Here is a 21,609-nt window from a genome sequence, read left to right on the forward strand (position 1 = left end):
GCTGGCCGAGCAATAGCCCATCAGACCTTTGAACCTACCGAACCCGCACGGCGCGGGTCGATTTTCCGTGGGATATTGAAATGACAGTGTCAAGCGAAGTCAGCTGCAGCGGCCCCTATACCGGGAACGGTGTGACGACCGTGTTCCCCTACGAGTTCAAGATTACCTCTGCCGCTCATATGCGGGCTTTCGTTACGGACGCGCTCGATGTCACGACTGAGTTGCTTCTTGGCGATGGCGATTTCTCTGTTTCGGGCGTTGGAGAGGAGAGCGGTGGCAATGTCACCACCTCTCAACCCGTCGCGGGAGGAAATGTCCTCTGGCTGTCCCGAGACGTTCCGTTCACACAGGAAACAGCTCTTGGAAACCAAGGCGCCTATTTCGCCGAGACAGTCGAACGCGCTTTCGATCTCGCGACCATGCGTGACCAGCAGCTCGCCGAAAAACTGAGCCGGGCCATTCTCACGCCTATCGGCGTCGCGCCTCCTGTTTTCCCGCCTGCAGAAGATGGCTCGCTCCTCGGATGGGGTACCGCCGGACAACTGGAAAACAAGAGCATTTCGTTGCTTACCGATGCCGTCGCTGATGCCGAAGCTGCTCGCGACGATATCGCCGGCATCGTCGCATCTATTGCGGTGATTACAGAGCATCCACCTTTCACTGTGTTCTTGGGTCAAAGTTCGGTGACCATCCCAGGCGGCTATGACGTCGTAGCTTACGTTTTTTTGAACAGTCTGAGGTTCTACGCATGGTCCGCTCCCGACGGTCTCACGATCACTTTTCCCCCTCTCACGACTGCTGACACGGATGGTGCTGCCTCCGTTGAAATGGTCATCGGGACCGGTTTCAACTCAGTATTTGCCTTCGATACGGTGGATGGAGGGGCGTTCTAATGGACGGCAGAGAACTCCTGCGCCGGATCAATCGCGCCCTTCAGCCTGAAGACAGCGCTGATGAACTTACGGAAGGTGAGGTCAATAAGTTCCTCACCGAGGCCGAGCGAGAAAAAATCGAAAAATCCCTGCAACCCACTGACGTCCTTGATGGAGGATCATTCTAATGGCCGACAAGGCAGTAACTATCAAGCTGAAGAACAGCGCGACGCCCGGTGCGGTACCGGCTGCGGCTGGCCTTCTCACGGCCGAGCCGGCAGTCAATCTCCCCGATGGAAAGCTGTTCATTAAAGACAGTGGTGGGGCGGTGAAGCAGCTTGCTCCAAGCATGACGGAGCACAACACCAAGGCAAACTCGGCGTCTCCGACTTTCACCGGAACACCTGCTGGCCCGACTGCTGCGGCGGATGACACCAGCACTCAGCTTGCTACCACGGCCTATGTAGTCGGGCAGGCCTCGACTACGAGCCCGGCGGCCAACGGGGCCGTGGCCATCGGCACATCCAAAAAGTTTGCCAGGGCGGATCACGTCCACCCGACAGATACGACACGGGCTCCGCTGGCCTCTCCAACCTTCACCGGAACGCCGGCCGGGCCGACGCCGGCGGCTGGCACCAATACGACCCAGTTTGCCACAACAGCATTCGTTAAGGCGGCGTTGGACGCCCTCGTTGCGGCTGCACCCGGCACACTGGACACATTGAACGAACTGGCCGCCGCATTGGGGAATGATCCCAATTTTGCCACGACGATGGCGGCGGCGATTGCGGCAAAATCAGCCGAGTTTGATGGCATCAATGGAGGCACCTACTAATGGTGACGAAAAACGCGACCCTTCTTCTCAAGAAGTCCACAACTGCGGGGGCTATTCCAACGCCGGCGCAGCTTCAATCTGGCGAACTTGCGGTCAACACTGTGGATGAAAAGCTCCTTTTTAAAAACAATGCCGGCCGTGTTGTGCCTCTGGGCTGGATGGGAACCCCGGTTACCCGCTTCGGAGTTATTGGAGACGGCGTAGCCGATGATACCTTGGCAATTCGAGCAGCAACCGCTTCCGGTAAAACGCTTGTCTGGCACGAAGGCGTCTACAAAACGACTGACAGCATCGAGATGACTACGCCACAGCGCTGGATCGCGCTGGGCCGCGTCCAGTTCAAATACGCGGCCACGGCTGGATCGTTGGTAAAGGTGCAGCTTTGGTTCAAGGACTATGCGTTTGCTTGCGGCGATTTCTTCGCTGACCACAACGCCCTGGCTGGTAATTATGTCGAGCCAGAGCCTAACCCTGGCGGCTTTGTCAAACCGCATGGCAACTGCATCATCGTGGCAGGAGATCGGTCTATCCTTCGCGGTTGGACCGTTACCAATAGCTTCGACAATGGCATTACGGTCGGCGCCTACAATGAGACGACATGGGCCGGCATCCCCGGCAAGCCTCTCGGTGCGATTGTCGAGGATATCCAGACCTACAGCTGCGGCATGGGTATTCATGGCACAGCTGTAAGCGGGTTCTCAGGCAGGCTCGGTGGCGGCGTATCCGTCGCATCGGGCAAGGGCGTGCTCATCAACAATTGCTTCGATAAGGAAAGCTCTCAGGGCTTTGTTCATGACGTCGGTGCTGGTGGGTCCGCCATGTGGACCAACTGCCATGCCTGGGGCACGAAACGCGACACCGTGAACGGTACCGGTGGAACAGCTTGGTACGTGGGCACCGGTGATAGTCAGTTCGTCAATTGCGGCTGCACACTGCCGGATTGGGCGGGGTGGGACATCGACAGCCCTGCAACGAATAACCAGTACACGAATTGCTTTTCCAACGGCTCGGGCCGGGAAGGCCTGCGGACAAAGGCCGGGGACAGCACGTGGATTGGCCTTCACATTTCCAATGCCTGGCGCGGTGGGGGCCCCAATGATGCGATCATCGTAGACACTGGAGGTACCGGCGGAGAGGGAGGGGCAAGAAATGTTTACGGTTTGTCGTTCATCGCTCCGCGAATTCTCTACACAGCCCAGACCCGCTACGGCATGAACCTTGTCGGCTCAGGCAATGCTGGTGTGGAAGTTATCGGTGGATCGCTGGCAGGCATTTCCGGTGAAGTGAACCGCAATGGCAAGGAGTTGATCTGGCTGCGCAACTCAGCTGGTGCCATGCAGATGCAGTTGTCCGGCGGAAATACTTATGTGTCAGGTGGAACGTGGCAAGCGCCCATGCAATTGGGCGAACACCGCCTGTGGGTTGACAGCGGTGGACGCTTGCGAATTAAATTCGGACAACCAACCTCTGAAGGCGATGGGGCGGCTGTCGGAACGCAGACTTAGTCGTCTGGAAACATGTAGGGCTTATTCGCCCGCAGCCATGCCGTTTGTAGCATTCCGGAGGCAAGGCTTGGGTCTGTAGCCGCAAGCTTTGCCGCCGCAGCTTTAACCTTCGGCAGCTCTGCCTGAAGGTGAGCTTTTGTTATCTCGTATTCTTCACGCGGTGTAAGTTTTTGCACGGGACTCTCCTGATCTCTCACAATGCTGGCCGGTGCGGTTTGGGCCTGTTTTCTCGGGATGCGGCTGAAGTCTGGCCGGTCAAACCGGTTCTTCATGGAATGCTTTGGACCTAAAAGATGCTCGAGGGAGGACAGGTGCCGGTTGTCCAAATAGAATTTCAGATGCCAATAATTGAAGCAGAAGGTCAAAGACTCATGCATGTACTTACATGCCCAATCGCCCAAGGGCTTATCCAGCCGTGCCAAATATTCGTCATCACCGCTCACCCCGGCATAAACGTGTTCGACGTGCCGTTTGAATAACGTCGGAGCGCCCTGTATGTTGCCGAGTTGAAGGACGGTGAAAGCATTTTGGCTAAGTGTTTCCAGTCTTGCTCCTGTGAAATGTTCCACTCCGTAGGAGCCTGCAACCAGCGTTCGAAGATTGGGATAAGCTGGGAAGAAGTCGTCAAGATCGGCCATCAATATGTAATCATGCTTTGCAGCCGCCAACGTCATTGAGCGCCGACGATCGGCATCAAATCCGAGAACCCCTCCAAGACCTTTGTCCCGATAGCCTTCCTTGTTAAATATGGTGCGGTCGCGGTTTCCGTGTTGAACATCACGGATCACTCTTATTGGGAAGTTGGATTCTGCGCCAATGCGTTCGAATTCTTCGATCGTACCATCGGTACTGCCACCATCATTGACAATGATTTCATTGCAGTGAGGCATGATTGCATCACAAAAGTGAGCAACCAAGGGTTTGTCGTTAAATGAGATTGCGATGCAACTGATCTGGACGTCAGATCTCGATACTTCGGAAAATGACACTTCCTTTTTGTTAAGACGGTATTCCTTGGTTGAAGCGGTGTAATGCCTATGGATTGCATCCACCCTTCTTCCTGTCATCTCAAGGAAAGCCGCTGCGACCCGATCGCACGCCCAATACTGATCGCCTTTCTCGGACAACCGGTTTATCAGGCTTTCAGCCTCTTCCTTCGGTAGTCGATCAATGGACTGAAGCGCAATGAAATAGCTGTCAGAAGGGGTTAGCGTGCCTTGCTGCAACAGACGCTCAACGCTGGCAGCCCATGACGTCTGATCCGCCAACCCATATACGACGTCAGCGATAACGCGTTCCCTCGCGATTTCATCGCTGCCTCCAATAAGTGGCAGGATTTCATCGAGCAAACCAAGAGAGTTTGAGGCAGAAAGCTTGCTATAAAGCATGCGGAAGCTGGACGGGCTGATGCTTACTCTCTCACCAGACGAACGCAGTTGCGCAAGATGTTGGCGAGTGCCGGCGTTCAGAAAGTCACGAAAAAACACGTCGAGAAGTTGGGCGCTTGAACTGTCGCCTTTGCCCACCCGGCTCAGAATGAACTCGGCTGCCTTGCCTTGGTCTGCTTTGCCCAAGGACCAGCTGTAGTAAAGGGAAAGCGTGTGTCCATAGTCGGGGTGGTTTGGCGCTGCAGGATAATCTGCCAGCACTTTTCCAAGGATTTTTTCCGCCTTTTCGAAGTGATTACGCTCGAATAGCGCGATGCCGTAATTTATCGCCAAGGCAGGTGCAGGGCTGGTTTTGTACAACTCGGCGAAAACATCCGCGGCGAATGAGACGCCAGCTGCAATCTTCCATTCATCACGCAACGCAAGTAAGCCCCAGAAATCGTCTGACTTGCTGCTGATGTCGCCAACTTGGGATAGGGCGGTTTCGAAGTTTAACGTGCTCATTCGAGTGCCTTTAAATAGCAATGCTTGCAGGGGTGGCGGCGGGGATCAGCCCAAATTCACGATAAATGTCATCCCACGCTTCATCTGCACCGTTGCCACTGTCACCCCCAGCCAACTCCAACGATCGTATCGTTACGCGAGGATCGAGCGTATCGTCTGTTTGCACGATGTCGAATATTGGGTTGTCACCGTGAATATAAAGGAGATCGAACTCTAAAGCAGGAAACCGTGTGGCAATAACGTCGCAAAGTGCGTTCAAATCGCGGAAGCCAAATTTTTTTCCAGCGGCAATTTCGTCGCCGGGTACGTCAGTTACAGAACGAAACCTGATGAACAAAACTTTTCCCGGTGCTTCGCATGCCGTTTTCAAGGTGCTCCACTTGTGTTGCATTTTGCTTTTGCAGGCGCGCTCGATCTCTGCATTGAAAATGAACCCACGTCCGTCTTCAGTCGGCGGAAATTCGTGGAAGTAGACGCAGCCATACTCCTGCGATGCGGCTTTCGTGCCGTTGTAGGCAGATGTGAACGAGTTGCCCAAAGCACGGCCATCGTCTTGGATCACCTTCAAGATAGATGAAAACGGTGTGACCATCCAATCGAATGGCCCCCTGTTATGCCAAATACCATTGCGCCTCAGTTGATGGGCTGGTTCACAGTTCGAGCCAAGGCTGAACACGGCATCGTACATTGGCATTCTCTTTCTGCTTTAGGTCGCGCTGATGTATGGAGGTAAGCCGTAACGTAATGCACGCTACCTCACTCGAAGAAAACCATTGTCATCCCGAAAAAGTGAGCCTCTGGCTTTGCCCGTTGTTTTCGGCATGTCAAAAATCATCTCGTCATTTGCTGCCACCATATTGAGAGACGTCGAACCTTGCAAAGGGGAAATGCCTGCGGTTTTTCCGTTGAAGCTGCCTCCCGTGAGGGTTGCCGAAGGGTGAAAACCTTTAAACGAAAGCTCCTCATAACCGAATTTGGGCTTTTTCTCGACTGCGGGATCGAACTCAGAAACACAATTATTCAGGACAATGCCCTCAGCGTTGCCGAACGGCGCTTCGACGAAGTAGCTCGAATAGGTGTTGTCTCGCTTCTGACTAACGTTTTTGGCGCGGCAATTCGAAAGATTATGGTTGGGTCCTGAAAGGTAGAAACCGTGTTCTTGAGCGCCAATCACTTCGCACCCACGCGCCTGCATTCCGCCGGCCGCCGCGAGCCAAAAACCGTGTTTGCGAGGGAAGTATGCCTTGCAGGTATCAAATGACCAGTCGGGGTTGCCGCTATAAAAAGCAGTGCCGGTTCCCTGACTTGCCGGGGTCGGGTTACCTGCACCTACCCGTGCGTCTCCGGCGTTTTCGATACTGATGCATCCTAATGCGAACCCGGATGCGCCTCCGCCGTCGTCAACCGTCACTGCCCCTCTACTTCCACGATCGTGGTGTCCGACTATCATGCATCGGGCACCCGAACCATTGTTCGCCCCCGAACCGATCTGGCCTGGTCCGCCTGGATCGTGAAAACCTACCCCGCAGTTTTCCGTGCGATTGAACAAGAGTCGGACATCGCTCGGCTGGCCCGGTTGTCCCCTCCCATTTTTGGAGTGGAGGATAACAATTCCATTGTCCCAAGCGTCTTTCACCGCCAGATTTTGAACGAGACTGTCACTGGCCGACACAATGACTGCGGAGCCGCTCACAACCGCGAACTGGTCGCCGCGAGGATTTGATAGCTGAGCACCGTTGCCATCTATCAAGAAATTCAAGAGTGAAATTTGGCTTTCGCCTTGCTTGGCTACGATCAACGGAATGGCAGGCTCGCCAGAGCTTAACTCAAGGCGGAGACAGCTTGTGTCGCCATTGCCGGAAAGCGTCACTCCGGAAAGTAGCTCTATAGTGCTTTCTAGACGATATAAGCGGGATGGAATGAAGAGGTTCTTTTCTCCGCTTGATGTTGCTTCATGGAGGAGATCAGTGTCAGACATCCGCGTCCGACGAAATTCTTCAAGTGACCTACCAGGCGTCTTCACATCCGGTTCAGTCACCTGTGGCAACGGTCCCTTAGCAAGGCCCTTGGATGCCAACGCGGTGTAAGCGGCAGCGGCGAGAAAACTTCGTCGGTTCATAGCGTCATCTTGTTTCGATGCAGGACGTTCCTTGGCGAGAAAGCATTGCTGAACGATCGGTGCAACAGGAAAAATGCTTTGACCGCCCTCATCTCTTGGCAACCTTGATCAAGCGGGACGCACCCGCCTGATTAAACTTTAGTGTCGGGCACTCTCGCGGGTCCTTTTTCCAACCCAACATCACGAAGGACCCATGGGCGAGATCATCTCGGCCATGGCTCACCCGTATTCGATCAGTAATGCCGAGCTTTAGCGGTCGTGATTGAAGAACTCGATTTCAACTTCCCGTCTACGGTCCACGATCTCGACTGTTCGGTCGGGCTGGATACGATAGGTCTCAATCCAGCGGGTGCCGTTGGCGCCAAGAAACCGGTGGTCAAATGTGCTGCCGATCGGCGACTTCATAAGCTTCGTTCTTGGTTGGCCGCCATAGGTGATGCTCCCTGGGATAGGCTCGAGCGATTGCTGCGATGTTGTACATGAGGCGACGAGCAAGCCCAGAGCGAGAATGAGAAGCGTCTTCACGGTGATTTCTCCTTGACGTTGTCACTCGGCAGAAAAAGATCGAGGCCCAGCGGGGAGGGGATCGCCGCCGAGCCTCTGGCTGACTTCCGGCTTAATCTGCTTCGAGCCAGATGCGCCCTAACTGGCACCGCAACCCAATTGTTCCGTGCTCAATGCTGGGGGTTCGAACCCGGTCGCTGCCTGACCAAAAGCGACCGGGTTGATTGCCATCGCGTATCACAGCGCGAGGCGGCGACGCCATATCAAACGAGAAGAAGAATTGGAAGGCTGAGAATCGCCAACGTAAGCGCGGCGCCGGTCGTTAGACGCGCCGCTCTCATCAGCCGATTTCGCTTTCCATCCCAGTCGTAAGTCATCGCTGCCCCTTCAGTTTTGCACAGAATTGGCGCGGCACATCAGAACGTCAACCCCCACAATCCACGGATACCCCATGAACGAGACTAACTCGGCTCAAGGGCTTGTCCGTGTTAAATCAAAGGACATCATCATGAACCTCACCACGTTCTTCGCATATGTGAGGCGCGCACCTTTCGGCGGCCGCCTGACACAAGCCCAGATCGACGGGATGAATTCCATCCTTGCGGAATGGGATCGCCGAAAACTGCTGGATAACCGTTGGCTAGCCTATATGCTTGCAACGGCGTTCCATGAGACAGGCGGCAAGATGCAACCGATCCGGGAGGCCGGAGGAGAAAGCTACCTCAAAAGCAAGAAATACTATCCTTGGGTGGGGGAGGGCCTTGTGCAGGTCACTTGGGAAGTAAACCACCGGAAATTCGGGGCAACTCGCCCCGGCCAACTCTTGACGATGCCGATCGCTATCAAGGCTCTGTTCGATGGCATGATCAAGGGAATGTTCACCGGCCGCAAGCTGTCCGACTACTTCAACGGCACAGCCAACGATGCCGAGGGCGCCCGCAAGATCGTCAATGGGACGGACAAGAAGGCGTTGATCGCCGGCTACCACAAGAACTTCATGGATGCCATCGAGGCGGCAAGGGAAGTCCTCCCGCCGCCTGACGTGGCGAAAGCCGATGCCAAGGCGGATGACAAGCCAGCTGGCCAGAGTGGAACCGCGATCACCACCGTCCTTGTTCCTGCCGCAACCGGCCTGGCCGTGCCGATCGTCACTGGGATCAACAACGTTTATGCGCTGATCTTTGCCATCGCGCTGCTTGCCGTCTCATGCCTCGCGGCCTTCATGTTCCTGTCCGGTCGCTGGCAGATCAACCGGAGCAAGGCGGTATGATCTCCCGCGTCTCGCTGGCCGCAGGAGGCATCCTTGGCCTGATCATCGGCCTTTTGCTTTACCACCTCATCAACATCGCCGTGTGGCGCCCTGTGGCGGTGAACGAGGGCCGTGAGATCGAGCGGGGCGCCATCCTCAGGCAAGCCATGAAAAACATCGAACAGCGGGGAAAGACCAATGCGGAAATACGTGTTCTTGATACTGGTGCTCTGTGCCGTGAGCTGGGTGGCCACTGGGTGCCAGCGGACAACGTCTGTGAGTGACGGTAGCGGTTTCGAGCTGCTGACCCCATCGCCCGAGACGCGAGCCTTCATCGTTGCCAACGATCAGCCCTTTGGGCGGCAAGTGGCGGGCCATAACCGAACCTGCAATGCGCAGCCTGGGTGTCGGAAATAGATATGGCTTCAAATGATGACATCATGCTCGCGCTTGGGAAACTTCAGGAGGGGGTAGATCGCCTCCGCGTCGATTTCCAAGACGAGAAAGGCATGGCCCATGAGAGCCGGGCTGTTATTCACCAGCGGCTAGACAATCAGGCGCTACAGATCGCCCACATGGAAACGACGATCGCCGTCAGCGGGCAGATAGACGCTCAGGTGAGGGGAGAAATCCAAGCACTGAAAGAGACGGTGGAAAAGAACCAAGGCATTGTTACTCCCGCCATCGATGAGTGGAAGCGGATGAAAACGCTGGGTGTCGGTATCAGTGGACTTATCGCGTTTGCGGGTCTGACGATTGGCGGAATCGTTGCCTATATGAGCGAGACGGCTGTTGCCGCCGTAAGGCATTGGCTGAGAATTCCCTAAGCCATGTAGTTAATCGACAACCAGACTATCGCCGGAAACCTTCGTCCAGGTCAGTGACCACTGGTCCATGCTACCGACGTCGTGGTGATAAGATCCGTGGTCTGCGACTTCGGCCTCAAGTGTCGTGAATTCTGGGGGAGCAACGCCGGGGAGGTCCAAAACTCGAAGGACGTCACGGATTTCATTAACCGTCGTCACCTCTTTGATATCCGGGCAGCCTCGCTTTGAGATTGTCCATGCGTAGAAGTTCATGGGTTCTCCTTGCCCCCACGCCCGTGAATGAAGGCATGGCCCTCGTTACTGTCTTTTGGATCGTCATCCACATGCATGTACGCGAGCCTGAGATTTCGCAGCACCTCCTCCATGGCAGTTATTGTCTCAAGCGTCCCCCACCCATGCATCGTTGCTTGCTCGAGTATACCCTGAAGCGGACCGTCCACTTCCTCTTGGCAGAGAAGATGGCGATCCTCGTGGGACACTGGGAATTTCGGCGTGTTGATCATGGTCGATCCTCCATCCTCGCAAACCCGAGTATCGTTGAAATGTTCCGGGTTCTATTTAGGCGGAAAGTTGTGCTTTTCAGCGAGCCTGAGTTCGCGAAGACGCTCGGTCTTTTGTCTCTCCGCTTCGCGATGCTCTTTGATCGTCTCCTCGGCTATAGCTTTAGACTGGTCAAAGTTGCCTAGCGCGGATGGCCCGCGCTTGCGCCTCTTTTTATGAACGTCCATTTCGTGCCTCCGATGCTTATTCGGCCACCTTTGCTTTGGCCTGTGTGAGTGCAGTGATCAGACCTTCTGGATTGCAGGGCTACCTCCGGCTGATAGGTCAGCGGCTGTAACCAAGGCGCGGCAGGATTGTTCCGAAATCCAGTCCTAACCGTGTTTTGGAAATTATGCTTGAAACCCTCCCTGGCGGCGCCATGTCCGTGTGACGACACTGATGTCGCATTGGACGCAGGGAGAGAGAGTTTGAATAAGTATCTAGCTGGCGCGGTCATATGTTGTGCAACCCTGTTTGGGGTCGCGCCTGCGGTCACCGCTCAACAATTTTTGGATCAATATCTCGATGGCAATATCGAGAGTGTCAAACAGTCGCTGAGAAACGACGGCTTCCGAGACGCCGGCCATGTGACGAAACGCGGGGCGACGTGGGCCCTGATGTACGACGGTCGCACATGTATCGCATTGCACGGAAGTCGGGGACGCATCGATGACATCGATCATTTTCGTGATCGCGACTGCGAACGGCGCGGCCAGTCACGGAATAACCGCGAACAAAGAAGGTCGTACGACCAAGGCCAGCGGTATTGATAAGGCAATGATGGCTTCGATCTTGGCCATTCACCTTATCAAATAACCTTAACGCCTGGTATATTACATTAGCCAGAACAAATATGAGACGCTGCCTTTGTCGAGTGGAGCGCTCGGTGCATTTGAGCAGCAAAGCATTTAGGCCCTCGCAGGGAATGGCGGGGGCTGTTTTGCTTCAGTGCCGCATTTGACGCCGTACTCGGTCTGGGCTGTTGACCTTTCAAGGACGGGTGTGCTTGATTGCGGTGCCCGTGGAACTCGAACGCTGCGGGCAGGAAAGGCCTCCCGTTTAGATTAGCGCGGGAGGCCTTTCGTCTTTTCCCACAGAATTGCCCGTCCGCCAGCAACACAAACGCACTCATAAAAAACCCCGCCGGCAAGGGCGGGGCAAAGACGCATCTAACACTTGGCTCATGCGGATGCGGGGAAGTGGCCGCCCAGAGAGACCGGCCGCCGACGACAATAGTCTCGTTAATCAAATAGGGAAGGCCGGATTCGTGGATTACGGTACGGTTGCGGAAAGAAACTAGCCAAAGTTGGCTTGTTCAATGGATCGGTGCCACTGGCCGACCGTCCCAGTAGTCTGCCGCCATGTGCTCCATGCAGCGCCAGTCGGTTTCGCGGCCTCGCTCTTTCCCAAACGATCCCCATTTCGTGCAGCCCTCATGCCGGCACCAGTGCTCGAAATGCACTGGGGAGTTCGGGTGGGTGTCGGTTCTATCGTCGCTCAAACTCTTTCCCGCCTATTCATCAATGTCCCACGCAGCGTCGATCGTGCGTGAGGTCTGGGTCCGCTCTCCTGTCTCTTGAAGCGGAAGGTCACCAAGCTCGGGGATTCCCTCGCGCAACTTCTCCAAAAGCCCTGTCAGGTTAACGTCGGGCTGTATGGGGCTGCTTTGGTATCGCAAACGATTGAAACCGGCGTAACGGCGCTGCACTTCATGAATGGTGATCTTTCCAGCGATCCACTCCTCGATCCAGCCAAGGAATGCCGGATCGGTCTCCACATTGAAACCTAGCGCGATCTTCTGCTCCAGTGACTTTTCCCACCTGGCTCGGCGTTCATCAGGCGTCGCCATTTTATTCCTCACCACTGTTTTCTGCGGTCGTCATTCGATGCGACGAGATCCGCCCCACCCACTCTGGTTCGTAATCCATGAAACGATGCACGCAATGATCCTTCGCCCATTAATGCTCATGCAAGCAGCACCGCTTCGGCTTCTGCCGCTGTCAGTTTATGTTTTTCCACTGCGGCTTCCCAGGCCGTCAGCATTCGGCGGTATCGGGAAACTGTCGCTACATTGTGAGAGTTTTTGTTGGGAGCTGACTCTTGATATAGGTTCGCCTTGCTTAAGAGGTAATCAGCGAACCAGTAATGTTCATCATTATTCGCATCGAAGCCCTCGAACACCTCACGGCCAGGAACACTTGGAACCCAACCACCTTGCTTGGCGTTAGCCAATGCGCGGAACATGTCGAGAGTTTCCCAAACTTCGCGCTGCATAAGCAGAGAGGCTTCGTCTTCGGTCACGCAGTGGAAGACATCAGAGTAGAGCGTGGTGTACCCATGTGCCACAATGTCCTGCTGCAGATCATAATCGGCGGCTTGGTTTGGATTTTGGGCCTTCAATATTTCAAGCTGGTTCCAAAGTATAAGGCGATCTGCGCGGTTCATAAAAAGTCTCCAATGAAAACGCTATGAGTTAACCCAAGCCGTGCACAGGTTTCAAGCGCCATAGGCGCCGGAACGTCCTGCCAATTGGTCGGAGGTCAAGATGGGTGAGGGTACCCACACCTATTCTGCCATCCCGAACTTCTTTAGGGATTAAGGAGGTACCCCGATTTTATCGGGGTAGTGAAATCAAACACGCCGAGTCGGATGCATTTGCAGGAGAGGGTAGCCGCAGCTTTCCAGAGTAGTCGCGAACCGCTCGGACCATGGAAACTTGCCATGTTCCCAAACTGATCACGTTCGGTTCTTGGTGTCGGCTGTCGTGACCACAACGGTCTCCCGCTACCATTTTCTCCGATCTCACCATTCAACAAACCTGCGACAGAGCCACACTCGGCCGCCCGCGTAACACCTGCCGTCGCAGCAACACACGACACTACCCCACCGGCAGTCATTGCTTTCGTGACGTTCGTCTGTCGTGCATTTTTTAAACAATCCACTCAGGAGACGTTGCGCCGTGTGGACTGAAACCGAGCAGAGCAGATCAACGTCCGCGACGTCAACTGCTCTGAGGAGTTTCGCGCGTTGTAAAACATCAGTTTTGGTTCTCTTCAAGCTTCCCGATTGAGGCGCGGCCGTCCATCTCGGGGCGTTGGACCCTGAAGCTTCTGGCCAGGACCTTCCACGAGAGAGAAGACAATTTCAGCTAAAAGTGGCTTAAAAATCTACAGCAACTTAAATGTGCGTAATTTACAACACAAAAATACAATTATGAAGCGATCATGTTTTTCCATTGCACGAAACCGGAGCGACCCGATAACAGTTTAGAGCTGTAGATATGGGGGCAGGTATGAGCAATAATTTTAAGCGCATCATTGGCGCTGCACTGATTTTTCCGATTTTCGCGAGCGCGTTGAGTGGTTGCACCACGGTTGCGGGTGGCGCGTCCTATGCGTCGCAAACGGCGACAGACAAGGCGATCGGGCAATGTGTGGCCAGTGTGGTGATATCGGCCGGTATTGGAGCGCTGGTTGGCGCCGCCATAGATGGCGGGAACGGCGCAGGGCGGGGAGCGATCATCGGCGGTGTTGCCGGGGTGGGGGCATGTGCCGTGCTCATTCAGGTCGCTGCAGCGGAGGATCGCGCCCGTGTCCGCAATGCGGAACGGGATGCAATCGCGCAAAACGCCAGCGGAACCACGCGCTTCTCCAACAAGAGCGGAAAGGACGTGGCGGTGACGACCAGCGTCTCGAATGCGCCGATTCCGGCACCGCGAAAGACAACAACGTCCAGCGCGACGGCTGCCAAGGTTGCCGTGGAGACCAAGCCGCAGTTCACCGCATGCCGTTACGCGCAACAGACCGTCAGCGTTGAAGGTCAATCAGCAGGGGGCGGACGGCAGCTATGGTGCCGCCTGGATACCGGCGATTGGAAGCCGATAGCCTCGTGAGGCCATGGAGATGACTATCATGACAGACAATGTGCAGGTCGATAGCTATCGGCGTCTTGACCTTTCTCCAAGCGGCGACATCGTGAAGGGACTGCTGGCGGGGGTGCCGGCCGAGGCAGACGGCTCGCTCATCCGGCTCACGGACCATGTCGGTGAACTCCCCGGTAACCTGACGCCGTTGATGGCTTCGTGGTACCGCAGCTACGTGGCGGGGCCACGGGGACAGGCTCTCGATGCCGTTGCGACGGTGCTTGGAGCGAATAGCGACGAAAAAAGAACCCGCGGGATCTTTCTTGAGCGCGAAATGTCGGTCGAGCAGGACCGCCGCATCGAGAAAAAGCGCCAGTCGCAAAAGAGCAGCCGGGAAAAGCGCGGGGCCGAATACGACCGCTACGATGAAGCCAAGCTCGAATATTTCAAGTCTAAAGAAGACTATGACGAACTCCGCTCCCGCCACGGGCGTGAAGCCAAGCTGACACCGATATGGTACTTACCGGCGATGGGTTTGATTGGCATATTCGAAGGGTTGATCAACTTCGACAGCTTCAATGCCATCAAGATGTTCACCCCCGCCATCGCGCTTGGGGTTACCGTCATCGTTGCCATAGCGCTTGCGACGGCCTCTCACCTGCATGGAACCGTTATCCGGCAGCTTGAGTCGCGGTTCGGAGCGCATCGAAAGGACGGCGATCGGGCAAGCTCGGTCTGGATGCTGGGTATCGGGTTCTTCCTCCTCTTTTCAGTGATCGCTCTCGTCTGGTATGCGCGCAATAGTCTGCTCGCAGATCAGCTGCTGGAGACTTCAGTCATTGGTGGCGATGCACCAAGTGCCTTCCTGATGATTGGAGGATCGATGATCGTCTGGCTGCTCGGTGTCGCCATCGCTTTTTTCGCGCATGACGAAGATCACAACTATCCGGATGCGCTGAAAAACAAGATGAGGGCGGAGAAGAAGATGTATGCGCTCTATGAGCGTATCAATCAGCCGTTGAAGAAGGAATTTGTGAAGATCGATGCGACTTGCGACAAGGCGATCGAGCAGGCTCGCAACAAGCATGCATCGATGTCTTCCGACCGGGAGTTTGCCGATGGCCGCGCTCTTCTCGCTAAGGTCAGCGAGCAGGATACGCGGGTGATCGCGGCGTTTGAGCTGTACAGGATGCAACTGATCTCGGCCCTTAAGGGCAAACGCATCCAGTTCGAGGTCCAGCCGGAACTTGAAACCACAGACGAGGAGACGCTGGATGCCACTCAGTATGCGGCGCGTCCCCTTCAGCTCAAGTATCTCTAGGAGCATGGCGATGAAAACATATCTCCTTTCCGGCATATTATTCTATGGCATCGCCTTTTCCGCAGTAGCCCAGGTCAAGACTGCCGATGCGTTTTGCACCAGCGGCGTTGGCGCACCTGCGCTTCGCCAGACCTTCGTGGTGATCGATGGAAACGTCATCACACAGGACCTTGCCGACGGGCCATCGCCCGACAACACGGGATGGCGGCGGTTTGCCGCCCAGTTCTTCGATGCCCGCAATCCCACCATCGACCAGGTGATGGCGCCGCGCGAGCGCATTACCATCGCTGTGGCCAATTCGGACGGATCTGGACTGACGCCGCTGTTTACCGGATGCCTTCCGACCGTCGGCAAGGATGAGGCGGCCAAACTGGACCAGGAAACGACCGGCATGCAGCGTTTTCTAGGCAATGATTGGCGATCTTCGAACGAGAAGGCTGCGGAAGATTTTTCAAGAGCCGCCACCATCTCGCTGGTGCAGGGGCTGACCAAGGCCAAGATCGGCGCCACGGAACCGGCGGCGGAATTCGCCCATGGCGGATTGATACAATCGCTCAACCGGGCAAAAGCATATTCCTTGTCAAACGGTCTGCCGCGCTTGATCATCTATTCGCATCTCGCCGCATACGGCCTGCCCGTTGCAGATACGGCCACGGCCAGGGCAAAGGGCCGTTCCGACGCGGAAACGATCGCCATCGATCTCCAGCGCGTCGAGGTTGATCTCTTTACGCCCGGCAAGGCCACCAGCGAGGCGGCCACCGAATATCTGAAGTCTTTCTTCCTGGCGGCCAAGGGGAAAGTCGAGACGATTGCGGGCGAAGGCGGTGTCCTTGCCAGCAATGGCGCGCCTGTGAAAATTACAGTCTACCAGGGAGGCATCTCCTATGGCGCCGACCAATATCCCATCCGGATGCGCGTCGCACGCGATCAGAACGGCTCGGTGATCATGTCCTGGATCGAGGAGCAGTCCGACCGGCTCCGGTTTTCGCCCTTTTCCGGTATTCTCAACTGTACCGGCGAGGATACGTGCACCTTCGTCGGCGACCGGGTGTTCGCGCAGATCTGGAGCGACAAGCCTGGCCCCACCCCGACATGCGAAGGCTGGATGCCTTTTGGCGGCCTGCGCGATCTGTCTTTCTCCACGCAAGGCGATCAATTGACGGGGAAGATCGCGGACGCGACCTGTGTCATCAATGGTCAGCAGGATGGCATAAGCTTCCAGTTGCAGCGGGTTCCGAATGCGGTGTTCTAGGTATTGCGCCATTCTTGCAATCACACTGGCCGCACTCTTTCAAAGCGGTCCGTCCGTTGCTGCGTCCGGAACTTGCGCTGTTGAACTGCCAGAAGGGGTTCCGTGCCCCATCGAGGCTTGGCAAACGGTGGGTGTCGAGCATACCGACCGCATGGACAGGCTGAAACGGCTCTCGAGGGGTGAACGGGGGTTCTCGTTTCACGAGGATATCGTCTCGTCCAGCGAACACGGCCTTGCCGATTTTCCGGCCGATATTCCCGTTCTTCGGGTTGTTGCGCAGCAAAATGTGTTCTTCGACAGTGGCAGCGATACGATCCGTCCGGAAGCCTATCGATTGCTGGACGTCATCGCCGGCAGTTTGAAGCTTGAACCTCCGGATGTGGCTCTCTTCGTTTCGGGGCATACGGATTCGGATGGAGACGACGAATCCAACGTGAAACTCGGATTGGCCCGGGCGCATGCTGTCGCCTCGGCTTTGGTTCTGCGCGGGATCTATCAGGCCTCGATCTATCGCGTCTCGTTCGGGGAATTCATGCCGATCGCTCCCAATAACAGTGGGCGGAACAAGGCCAGGAACCGGCGCGTCGAGTTTCTATTTGGTGCAAGGCCAGAGGCCCTCGTGGTCGAAATCAAGCGGCAGAACGTGCGGCTGTGCGGCGATGCTTCGCTGCAGGATGAATGCCGGAAGAACGTACTGATCGAGATCGAGAAGGTTTCAGTCTCACCGGAGTTCTCGGACAAGGTGGTGGAAGTCAACAAAGCCGCCACGGCTGTCGAGACGATCAGAAACAAGAGCGCCGTTGAGATTCAGAAGGCCCGTCAGGAGGTGGAGATCAAACGCGAGCAGATTCCGGTTACGATCAGTCGGCAGAAGATTTATGTGGAATTGGACCGGTAGCGTTTTCATTGCTCTGACGCTGCTGTTTGTCTCTCACGGAGCCGGCAGCGCTGCGGAGGCGGACGGACGAATCCAGACGTGCAGGGAGAAACTTGGCAACGGCGGCACTCCCAATGGTTCGGGCGGCTGGATAATCTCCGAATGGGAAACATATCCGCTACTTTGTATTGCTGGGAGCCTTCAGGATATAGACCTGACCAGCCTTCTCTCCGTTCTCGCCATAACGCCGAGACTCGACATTGTGGTCCGTTCAACCGGCGGTCCTGTTGAGCGTTGGCTTTTGATCGCCGAGCATTTGGCCGGCAAGGTTGAACGGCTTTATGTGGATGAGGCCTGTTTTTCAAGTTGCGCCAATTACCTTGTGCCGATTGCCAGGACCGTTGTGGCCGGAACCAATTCCCTCGTCGTCTGGCATGGTGGTCCCAATCCCATAACCTCTGAACCACTTGACGGGGCCGGGGTGGCCGATGCCATACGATATGATGAACTCGCTGCCCGGACGAAAGACCTGTACGAGAGGTTGGGCGTGGATATCCGGCTGCTTGCTTACACGGCGGCAAATCCGGCGCCCAAGAAAATTGCAGATTTACGGCGCACTCACAGGATAAAGACGGGTCCTATATCCGGATATGCATTGTCGCCACGCCGTCTTGAACGATGCTTTGGTTTCAACAATCTCAGTTCAATGTGGCATGCCGGTGGGGACGATGAGGTCTTCCAGTTGGGACAGAAGCGGAGTGAACGTCTCCTTGTTCTCGAGAGCCCTTTTTCTAGTAACGGCAACAGGTTTGGTTGCGATCCAAAACCGTGATCGGGACTCCGCCTCGCTGCATCCAATCGAAAACGCAATGACTTCAATGCAATCACCTTGGCTGAAGGCACGTGTGGATCATTTTGCAGACGCATATTCTGCCAGGCTTACACATAGTCTCCTTTCCACCACCCGTGCGAAAACAGGCATGCGCCGCTTGCACGATGTCGCAGCCTATGGGGACGGCTGCGCAGATGCTGCAATATTAAGTTGACTAGCGGGTTCTCTTTTCGCAGAAATGCTGGGGCAGTTCAAAATAGACACCATTAAAATTTCTTGGCGTAGCATCGGGGTGGGTGTCGCGAAGGTAACGCCTCAAATTTTGTAGTTCATGCCGATTTATAGATGAAGATCGTGGCAGGTTTGAAATGGGGACTATTTTATTCGATAATGAGATCACCGTTATTGAAGCGGGTCATGTTCTTCATTCTGCTCAGAAATTGGTCGTTACATTTTCCTCTTTCGGTGACAATGATCCATCTCTGCCTGGTTTTGGCCAGGCATTTCTGGAAAAGAACGGCTGTTTTGTTATCGCCGTCAAGAAACGCGCCGACAATTGGTATCGTGATCTGAGCCTTCAGGATTTTGCCGATGTCGTCATGCCGTTTTGCGGCAGGGCGGAACATTGCTTTACATATGGCGCCAGTATGGGGGGGTATGCGGCGTTGTATTTTGCCTCCATCATCCATGCGCAACCAATCGCCATTTCGCCGCGCAATTCCATCGATCCGCGGTTTTTTCTGCCCGAATACGCACGCTTTAGAAATTCCTGGCCCAACCATGACCTGGCTTTGTCGGCTGTCTCGAACCCCGGCATCCGCCCTTACGTGGTTTTCGATCCACGGGTGAAGGCTGATCTCACCTATATCGACAAGGAGGTGCGTCCGGCCTTCCCGGACGGCCTCTATACGGAATTTGCCTTTTCCGGCCATCCCTCCGCACGGGCCATGGCGGAAGCCGGGCATCTCAAATCCTTTGTTGCGGGCGCGCTCCAGGGCAATGCCAGTCCGGCCCGGTTGGTATCGCGGGCCGTCAAGCGCCGCTCCGCGACCATTCTGAACGAGATGTCGAAATGGAACCTGACGCGCAAACGGCTGGACCGGGCCTTGCGCCTGTCGGAGGCTGCGCTGCAGATCGGGGGAGAGCAGTCGGATTTTCTCTATCACAAGGGCGCCCTGATGATTGCCTCCGGCAATCTGGACGGTGCTGTCAAGCTGACCGAAACGATGATCGGTACCCGGGGCGGGTCGGCATCCCTGTTTCATCGGATGGCCAGCCTCCTGGTGCGGCTTGGCAGGCTGGAAGAGGCGGTTGCGGCGGCCGATGCCGGACTAGAGCTATCTCCGCAGAGCATCGGTCTCTTGCGCACGCGGCGCAATGCACTGGAGAAAATGGAGCGCTTCGAACAGGCCTATGCTGATGGCCTGTTCATTCTGAACTCGGGTTTCGGCTCTCCATCCGACCATCTGCATGTTTCCGGTCACCTGATATCGATGCGGAACTATGCCGGGGCCCTTGATCATCTCGATGCCGCGATCGATGAAAATGCTAGCCTACTTGCGCTGCGGCGCCGCCGGGACTGCCTGGATGCTCTGTCGCGCCATTACGATGCGGTCGAGGCTGCCGGCCGCGTGGTCTTGCTTGCACGCCGCAACATTGCCGATATCCTTCATCTCGTACATCTCAACAAGCGGGTTCGCAATATACCTGGAGCGATTGCGGCTTTAGACGATGGCATTGCCTTGCTTCCCAAGAGCCTCGAACTTCACCGGGTGAAACGGGACTATCTCATGGCTGCCAACCGGCTAACGGAAGCGGTGGACGCCGCGATCGCCGTAGTCAAGATCGCGGCGCACAGTTCCAATGACGTTGCTGTGTTGCGGTGGTTGCGGGTCAGGCAGATGCATCAGCAGGTCACACTCGCAGGCCGGGATAATCTCATCAGATGGCAGGATTACGCGATCAGAATCCCAAGATTTTTCATGAGTTCGGAGCCGATTGCCATTCTCGATACCTTGGTATCGACGTTCTAGCGCTCGCCTGAGCCAGCCTCCCCTCAAACGACAATCATGCGCGGGGACCTCACCCCTCGCTCATGACCTCCATGCCGCCGGTCAGGCGGTCCATCAGACTGCGGCGGACGCGGCCGACGTCGCGGAGCGGCGGTTCGCCGAACTGGCGGGCGTATTCGCGGCTGAACTGCGACTGGCTCTCGTAGCCGACCTGATGGCCGGCGGAGCCAGCGTCCAGCATATCCTCCAGCATCAGCCGGCGGGCTTCCTGCAGCCGCAGCTGTTTTTGATATTGCATCGGGCTCATGGCCGTGATCGCCTTGAAATGGTGGTGCAGGGAAGAGACGCTCATGCTGACGCGGCTGGCCAGGTCTTCGATCTTCAGCGGCAGCGCATAATGTTCCTTCAGCCAGACGCAGGCGCGGCCGATCTGGTGAGACTGGCTTTCGGTGACGGCCATCTGGCGCAGTCTGGCGCTGTGCGGACCGGTCAGGAGGCGGTAGATAATCTCCTGTTCGATCAGCGGCAAAAGGACGGGAATGTCGTCCGGCCGGTCCAAAAGCCGCAGCAGGCGGATGGCGGCGTCTTCGAGGTCCGGCGTTACCGAACTCACGGTCATGCCGCGTGCTGCCGGTGTCGGCGCGCCGGTTTGCACGCCCGCCCGGCCCAGCAATCCGGCAATGCGTGTGGTGTCGATGCCGAAGGTCACGCTCAGATAGGGTTTTTGCTGAGATGCCTCGACGATCTGCGTGGTCACCGGCAGGTCGATCGAGGTCAGCAGATAGTCGGCGCCGTTATAGCGGTAGGTGTCGTCGCCAAGCATGACCTGTTTTGCGCCCTGGGCGATCAGCGCCAGGCTGGGCCGATAGGCGCCGCAGGCTTTCGTGCCGGTGTCTGAGCGCCGGTGCACGCTGACGCCGGGAATGGCAGTTGCATGATCGCCATCTTCCTTGGCGAAACGGGCAATAAGATCAATCAGTTCCTGACTGCGCGGGGTTGGTGAAGCTGTCATAATCGAACGTCTTTCCAGCTATTTAGATTTCGTCTCGCAAACCGTAAGTTAGTGGTTTTCACATTATCCGCAAAACCCCGGGGGCATGTTTTGCAGGA

The 21,609-nt window shown here is 56.1% G+C and carries 25 protein-coding genes; 14 read left to right on the top strand and 11 right to left on the bottom strand.

From position 1 onward, the window contains the following. Positions 1 to 80 precede the first annotated feature (80 nt). Genes PYR65_RS06545 through PYR65_RS06560 form a run of 4 tightly spaced genes read left to right on the top strand, consistent with a single transcriptional unit; the run spans position 81 to position 3,212 of the window. A complete protein-coding gene (locus PYR65_RS06545) occupies positions 81 to 893 on the top strand; it encodes a hypothetical protein (protein ID WP_276120382.1) in 813 nt (270 codons plus the stop codon). Continuing rightward, positions 893 to 1,060 (top strand): hypothetical protein, encoded by a 168-nt coding sequence (locus PYR65_RS06550; RefSeq protein WP_276120383.1) that lies wholly within the window; start codon positions 893 to 895, stop codon positions 1,058 to 1,060. Before PYR65_RS06545 ends, PYR65_RS06550 begins: the two co-directional genes overlap by 1 nt. Next, entirely contained in the window at positions 1,060 to 1,707 is a 648-nt protein-coding gene (locus PYR65_RS06555; protein WP_276120384.1) for a hypothetical protein, read from the top strand. Before PYR65_RS06550 ends, PYR65_RS06555 begins: the two co-directional genes overlap by 1 nt. Further along, positions 1,707 to 3,212, top strand: coding sequence for a hypothetical protein (locus tag PYR65_RS06560; protein ID WP_276120385.1), 1,506 nt, complete (start codon positions 1,707 to 1,709; stop codon positions 3,210 to 3,212). Before PYR65_RS06555 ends, PYR65_RS06560 begins: the two co-directional genes overlap by 1 nt. Here the strand turns inward: PYR65_RS06560 and PYR65_RS06565 are convergent. The 4 genes from PYR65_RS06565 to PYR65_RS06580 all read right to left on the bottom strand — a co-directional run bounded on the left by PYR65_RS06565 (position 3,209) and on the right by PYR65_RS06580 (position 7,748). Next, on the bottom strand, positions 3,209 to 5,104 hold the full coding sequence (locus tag PYR65_RS06565) for a hypothetical protein (RefSeq protein ID WP_276120386.1): 1,896 nt from the start codon (positions 5,102 to 5,104) through the stop codon (positions 3,209 to 3,211). The two genes, PYR65_RS06560 and PYR65_RS06565, sit on opposite strands and share 4 nt — an antisense overlap. Before the next feature lie 10 nt (positions 5,105 to 5,114). Further along, complete coding sequence (locus PYR65_RS06570; RefSeq protein WP_276120387.1) at positions 5,115 to 5,792, bottom strand: DUF1796 family putative cysteine peptidase; 678 nt, start codon at positions 5,790 to 5,792, stop codon at positions 5,115 to 5,117. 63 nt (positions 5,793 to 5,855) lie between these two features. Beyond that, positions 5,856 to 7,325: a hypothetical protein gene (locus tag PYR65_RS06575; protein WP_276120388.1), complete on the bottom strand. Its 1,470-nt coding sequence runs from the start codon at positions 7,323 to 7,325 to the stop codon at positions 5,856 to 5,858. 147 nt (positions 7,326 to 7,472) lie between these two features. Beyond that, entirely contained in the window at positions 7,473 to 7,748 is a 276-nt protein-coding gene (locus tag PYR65_RS06580; RefSeq protein ID WP_276120389.1) for a hypothetical protein, read from the bottom strand. Positions 7,749 to 8,178: 430 nt separating this feature from the next. On the opposite strand from PYR65_RS06580, the gene PYR65_RS06585 reads away from it, so the two are divergent. The 3 genes from PYR65_RS06585 (at position 8,179) to PYR65_RS06595 (ending at position 9,803) form a co-directional block, all read left to right on the top strand. Next, the gene (locus PYR65_RS06585) at positions 8,179 to 8,997 is read left to right on the top strand and encodes a hypothetical protein (protein ID WP_276120390.1); all 819 of its coding nucleotides are present in this window, start codon (positions 8,179 to 8,181) and stop codon (positions 8,995 to 8,997) included. Continuing rightward, positions 8,994 to 9,260 carry a hypothetical protein gene (locus PYR65_RS06590; RefSeq protein WP_276120391.1) on the top strand — a complete coding sequence of 89 codons (267 nt, stop codon included), beginning with the start codon at positions 8,994 to 8,996 and terminating at the stop codon, positions 9,258 to 9,260. The genes PYR65_RS06585 and PYR65_RS06590 overlap by 4 nt, the downstream gene beginning before the upstream one ends. 135 nt (positions 9,261 to 9,395) lie before the next feature. Beyond that, on the top strand, positions 9,396 to 9,803 hold the full coding sequence (locus PYR65_RS06595; RefSeq protein WP_276120392.1) for a DUF1515 domain-containing protein: 408 nt from the start codon (positions 9,396 to 9,398) through the stop codon (positions 9,801 to 9,803). A 9-nt stretch (positions 9,804 to 9,812) separates the two neighbouring features. On the opposite strand, the gene PYR65_RS06600 is transcribed toward PYR65_RS06595, so the two are convergent. Together PYR65_RS06600 and PYR65_RS06605 are read right to left on the bottom strand one after the other, a co-directional pair. Continuing rightward, positions 9,813 to 10,055, bottom strand: coding sequence for a hypothetical protein (locus PYR65_RS06600; RefSeq protein ID WP_276120393.1), 243 nt, complete (start codon positions 10,053 to 10,055; stop codon positions 9,813 to 9,815). Beyond that, a complete protein-coding gene (locus tag PYR65_RS06605; protein WP_276120394.1) occupies positions 10,052 to 10,306 on the bottom strand; it encodes a hypothetical protein in 255 nt (84 codons plus the stop codon). The genes PYR65_RS06600 and PYR65_RS06605 overlap by 4 nt, the downstream gene beginning before the upstream one ends. A gap of 706 nt (positions 10,307 to 11,012) precedes the next feature. Here PYR65_RS06605 and PYR65_RS06610 point away from each other — a divergent pair. After that, positions 11,013 to 11,159 (top strand): hypothetical protein, encoded by a 147-nt coding sequence (locus PYR65_RS06610; RefSeq protein WP_276120395.1) that lies wholly within the window; start codon positions 11,013 to 11,015, stop codon positions 11,157 to 11,159. A 499-nt stretch (positions 11,160 to 11,658) separates the two neighbouring features. On the opposite strand, the gene PYR65_RS06615 is transcribed toward PYR65_RS06610, so the two are convergent. The 3 genes from PYR65_RS06615 to PYR65_RS06625 all read right to left on the bottom strand — a co-directional run bounded on the left by PYR65_RS06615 (position 11,659) and on the right by PYR65_RS06625 (position 12,788). Beyond that, a complete protein-coding gene (locus PYR65_RS06615) occupies positions 11,659 to 11,805 on the bottom strand; it encodes a hypothetical protein (RefSeq protein WP_276120985.1) in 147 nt (48 codons plus the stop codon). 51 nt (positions 11,806 to 11,856) lie between these two features. Beyond that, a complete protein-coding gene (locus tag PYR65_RS06620; protein ID WP_276120396.1) occupies positions 11,857 to 12,192 on the bottom strand; it encodes a hypothetical protein in 336 nt (111 codons plus the stop codon). 116 nt (positions 12,193 to 12,308) lie between these two features. Further along, positions 12,309 to 12,788, bottom strand: a complete 480-nt coding sequence (locus tag PYR65_RS06625) for a YfbU family protein (RefSeq protein ID WP_276120397.1) — start codon at positions 12,786 to 12,788, stop codon at positions 12,309 to 12,311. 847 nt (positions 12,789 to 13,635) lie between these two features. Between PYR65_RS06625 and PYR65_RS06630 the strand changes: the two genes are divergently transcribed. The 5 genes from PYR65_RS06630 to PYR65_RS06650 all read left to right on the top strand — a co-directional run bounded on the left by PYR65_RS06630 (position 13,636) and on the right by PYR65_RS06650 (position 18,487). Beyond that, positions 13,636 to 14,235: a hypothetical protein gene (locus PYR65_RS06630; RefSeq protein WP_276120398.1), complete on the top strand. Its 600-nt coding sequence runs from the start codon at positions 13,636 to 13,638 to the stop codon at positions 14,233 to 14,235. Between the two features lie 19 nt (positions 14,236 to 14,254). Continuing rightward, positions 14,255 to 15,526 carry a hypothetical protein gene (locus tag PYR65_RS06635; protein WP_276120399.1) on the top strand — a complete coding sequence of 424 codons (1,272 nt, stop codon included), beginning with the start codon at positions 14,255 to 14,257 and terminating at the stop codon, positions 15,524 to 15,526. Positions 15,527 to 15,536: 10 nt separating this feature from the next. Beyond that, positions 15,537 to 16,778 carry a hypothetical protein gene (locus PYR65_RS06640; RefSeq protein WP_276120400.1) on the top strand — a complete coding sequence of 414 codons (1,242 nt, stop codon included), beginning with the start codon at positions 15,537 to 15,539 and terminating at the stop codon, positions 16,776 to 16,778. A 151-nt stretch (positions 16,779 to 16,929) separates the two neighbouring features. Beyond that, positions 16,930 to 17,676 (top strand): OmpA family protein, encoded by a 747-nt coding sequence (locus PYR65_RS06645; RefSeq protein ID WP_276120401.1) that lies wholly within the window; start codon positions 16,930 to 16,932, stop codon positions 17,674 to 17,676. After that, positions 17,657 to 18,487, top strand: a complete 831-nt coding sequence (locus PYR65_RS06650) for a hypothetical protein (protein ID WP_276120402.1) — start codon at positions 17,657 to 17,659, stop codon at positions 18,485 to 18,487. Before PYR65_RS06645 ends, PYR65_RS06650 begins: the two co-directional genes overlap by 20 nt. A gap of 380 nt (positions 18,488 to 18,867) precedes the next feature. Here the strand turns inward: PYR65_RS06650 and PYR65_RS06655 are convergent, their stop codons facing one another. Then, positions 18,868 to 19,269, bottom strand: a complete 402-nt coding sequence (locus tag PYR65_RS06655) for a hypothetical protein (RefSeq protein ID WP_276120403.1) — start codon at positions 19,267 to 19,269, stop codon at positions 18,868 to 18,870. A gap of 9 nt (positions 19,270 to 19,278) precedes the next feature. Here PYR65_RS06655 and PYR65_RS06660 point away from each other — a divergent pair, with 9 nt between their 5' ends. After that, a complete protein-coding gene (locus PYR65_RS06660; protein WP_276120404.1) occupies positions 19,279 to 20,520 on the top strand; it encodes a tetratricopeptide repeat protein in 1,242 nt (413 codons plus the stop codon). Between the two features lie 49 nt (positions 20,521 to 20,569). Here the strand turns inward: PYR65_RS06660 and PYR65_RS06665 are convergent, their stop codons facing one another. Further along, a complete protein-coding gene (locus tag PYR65_RS06665) occupies positions 20,570 to 21,511 on the bottom strand; it encodes an AraC family transcriptional regulator (RefSeq protein ID WP_276120405.1) in 942 nt (313 codons plus the stop codon). Positions 21,512 to 21,609: the final 98 nt, after the last annotated feature.

It is taken from the genome of Pararhizobium qamdonense (assembly GCF_029277445.1).
GTDB lineage: Bacteria > Pseudomonadota > Alphaproteobacteria > Rhizobiales > Rhizobiaceae > Pararhizobium > Pararhizobium qamdonense.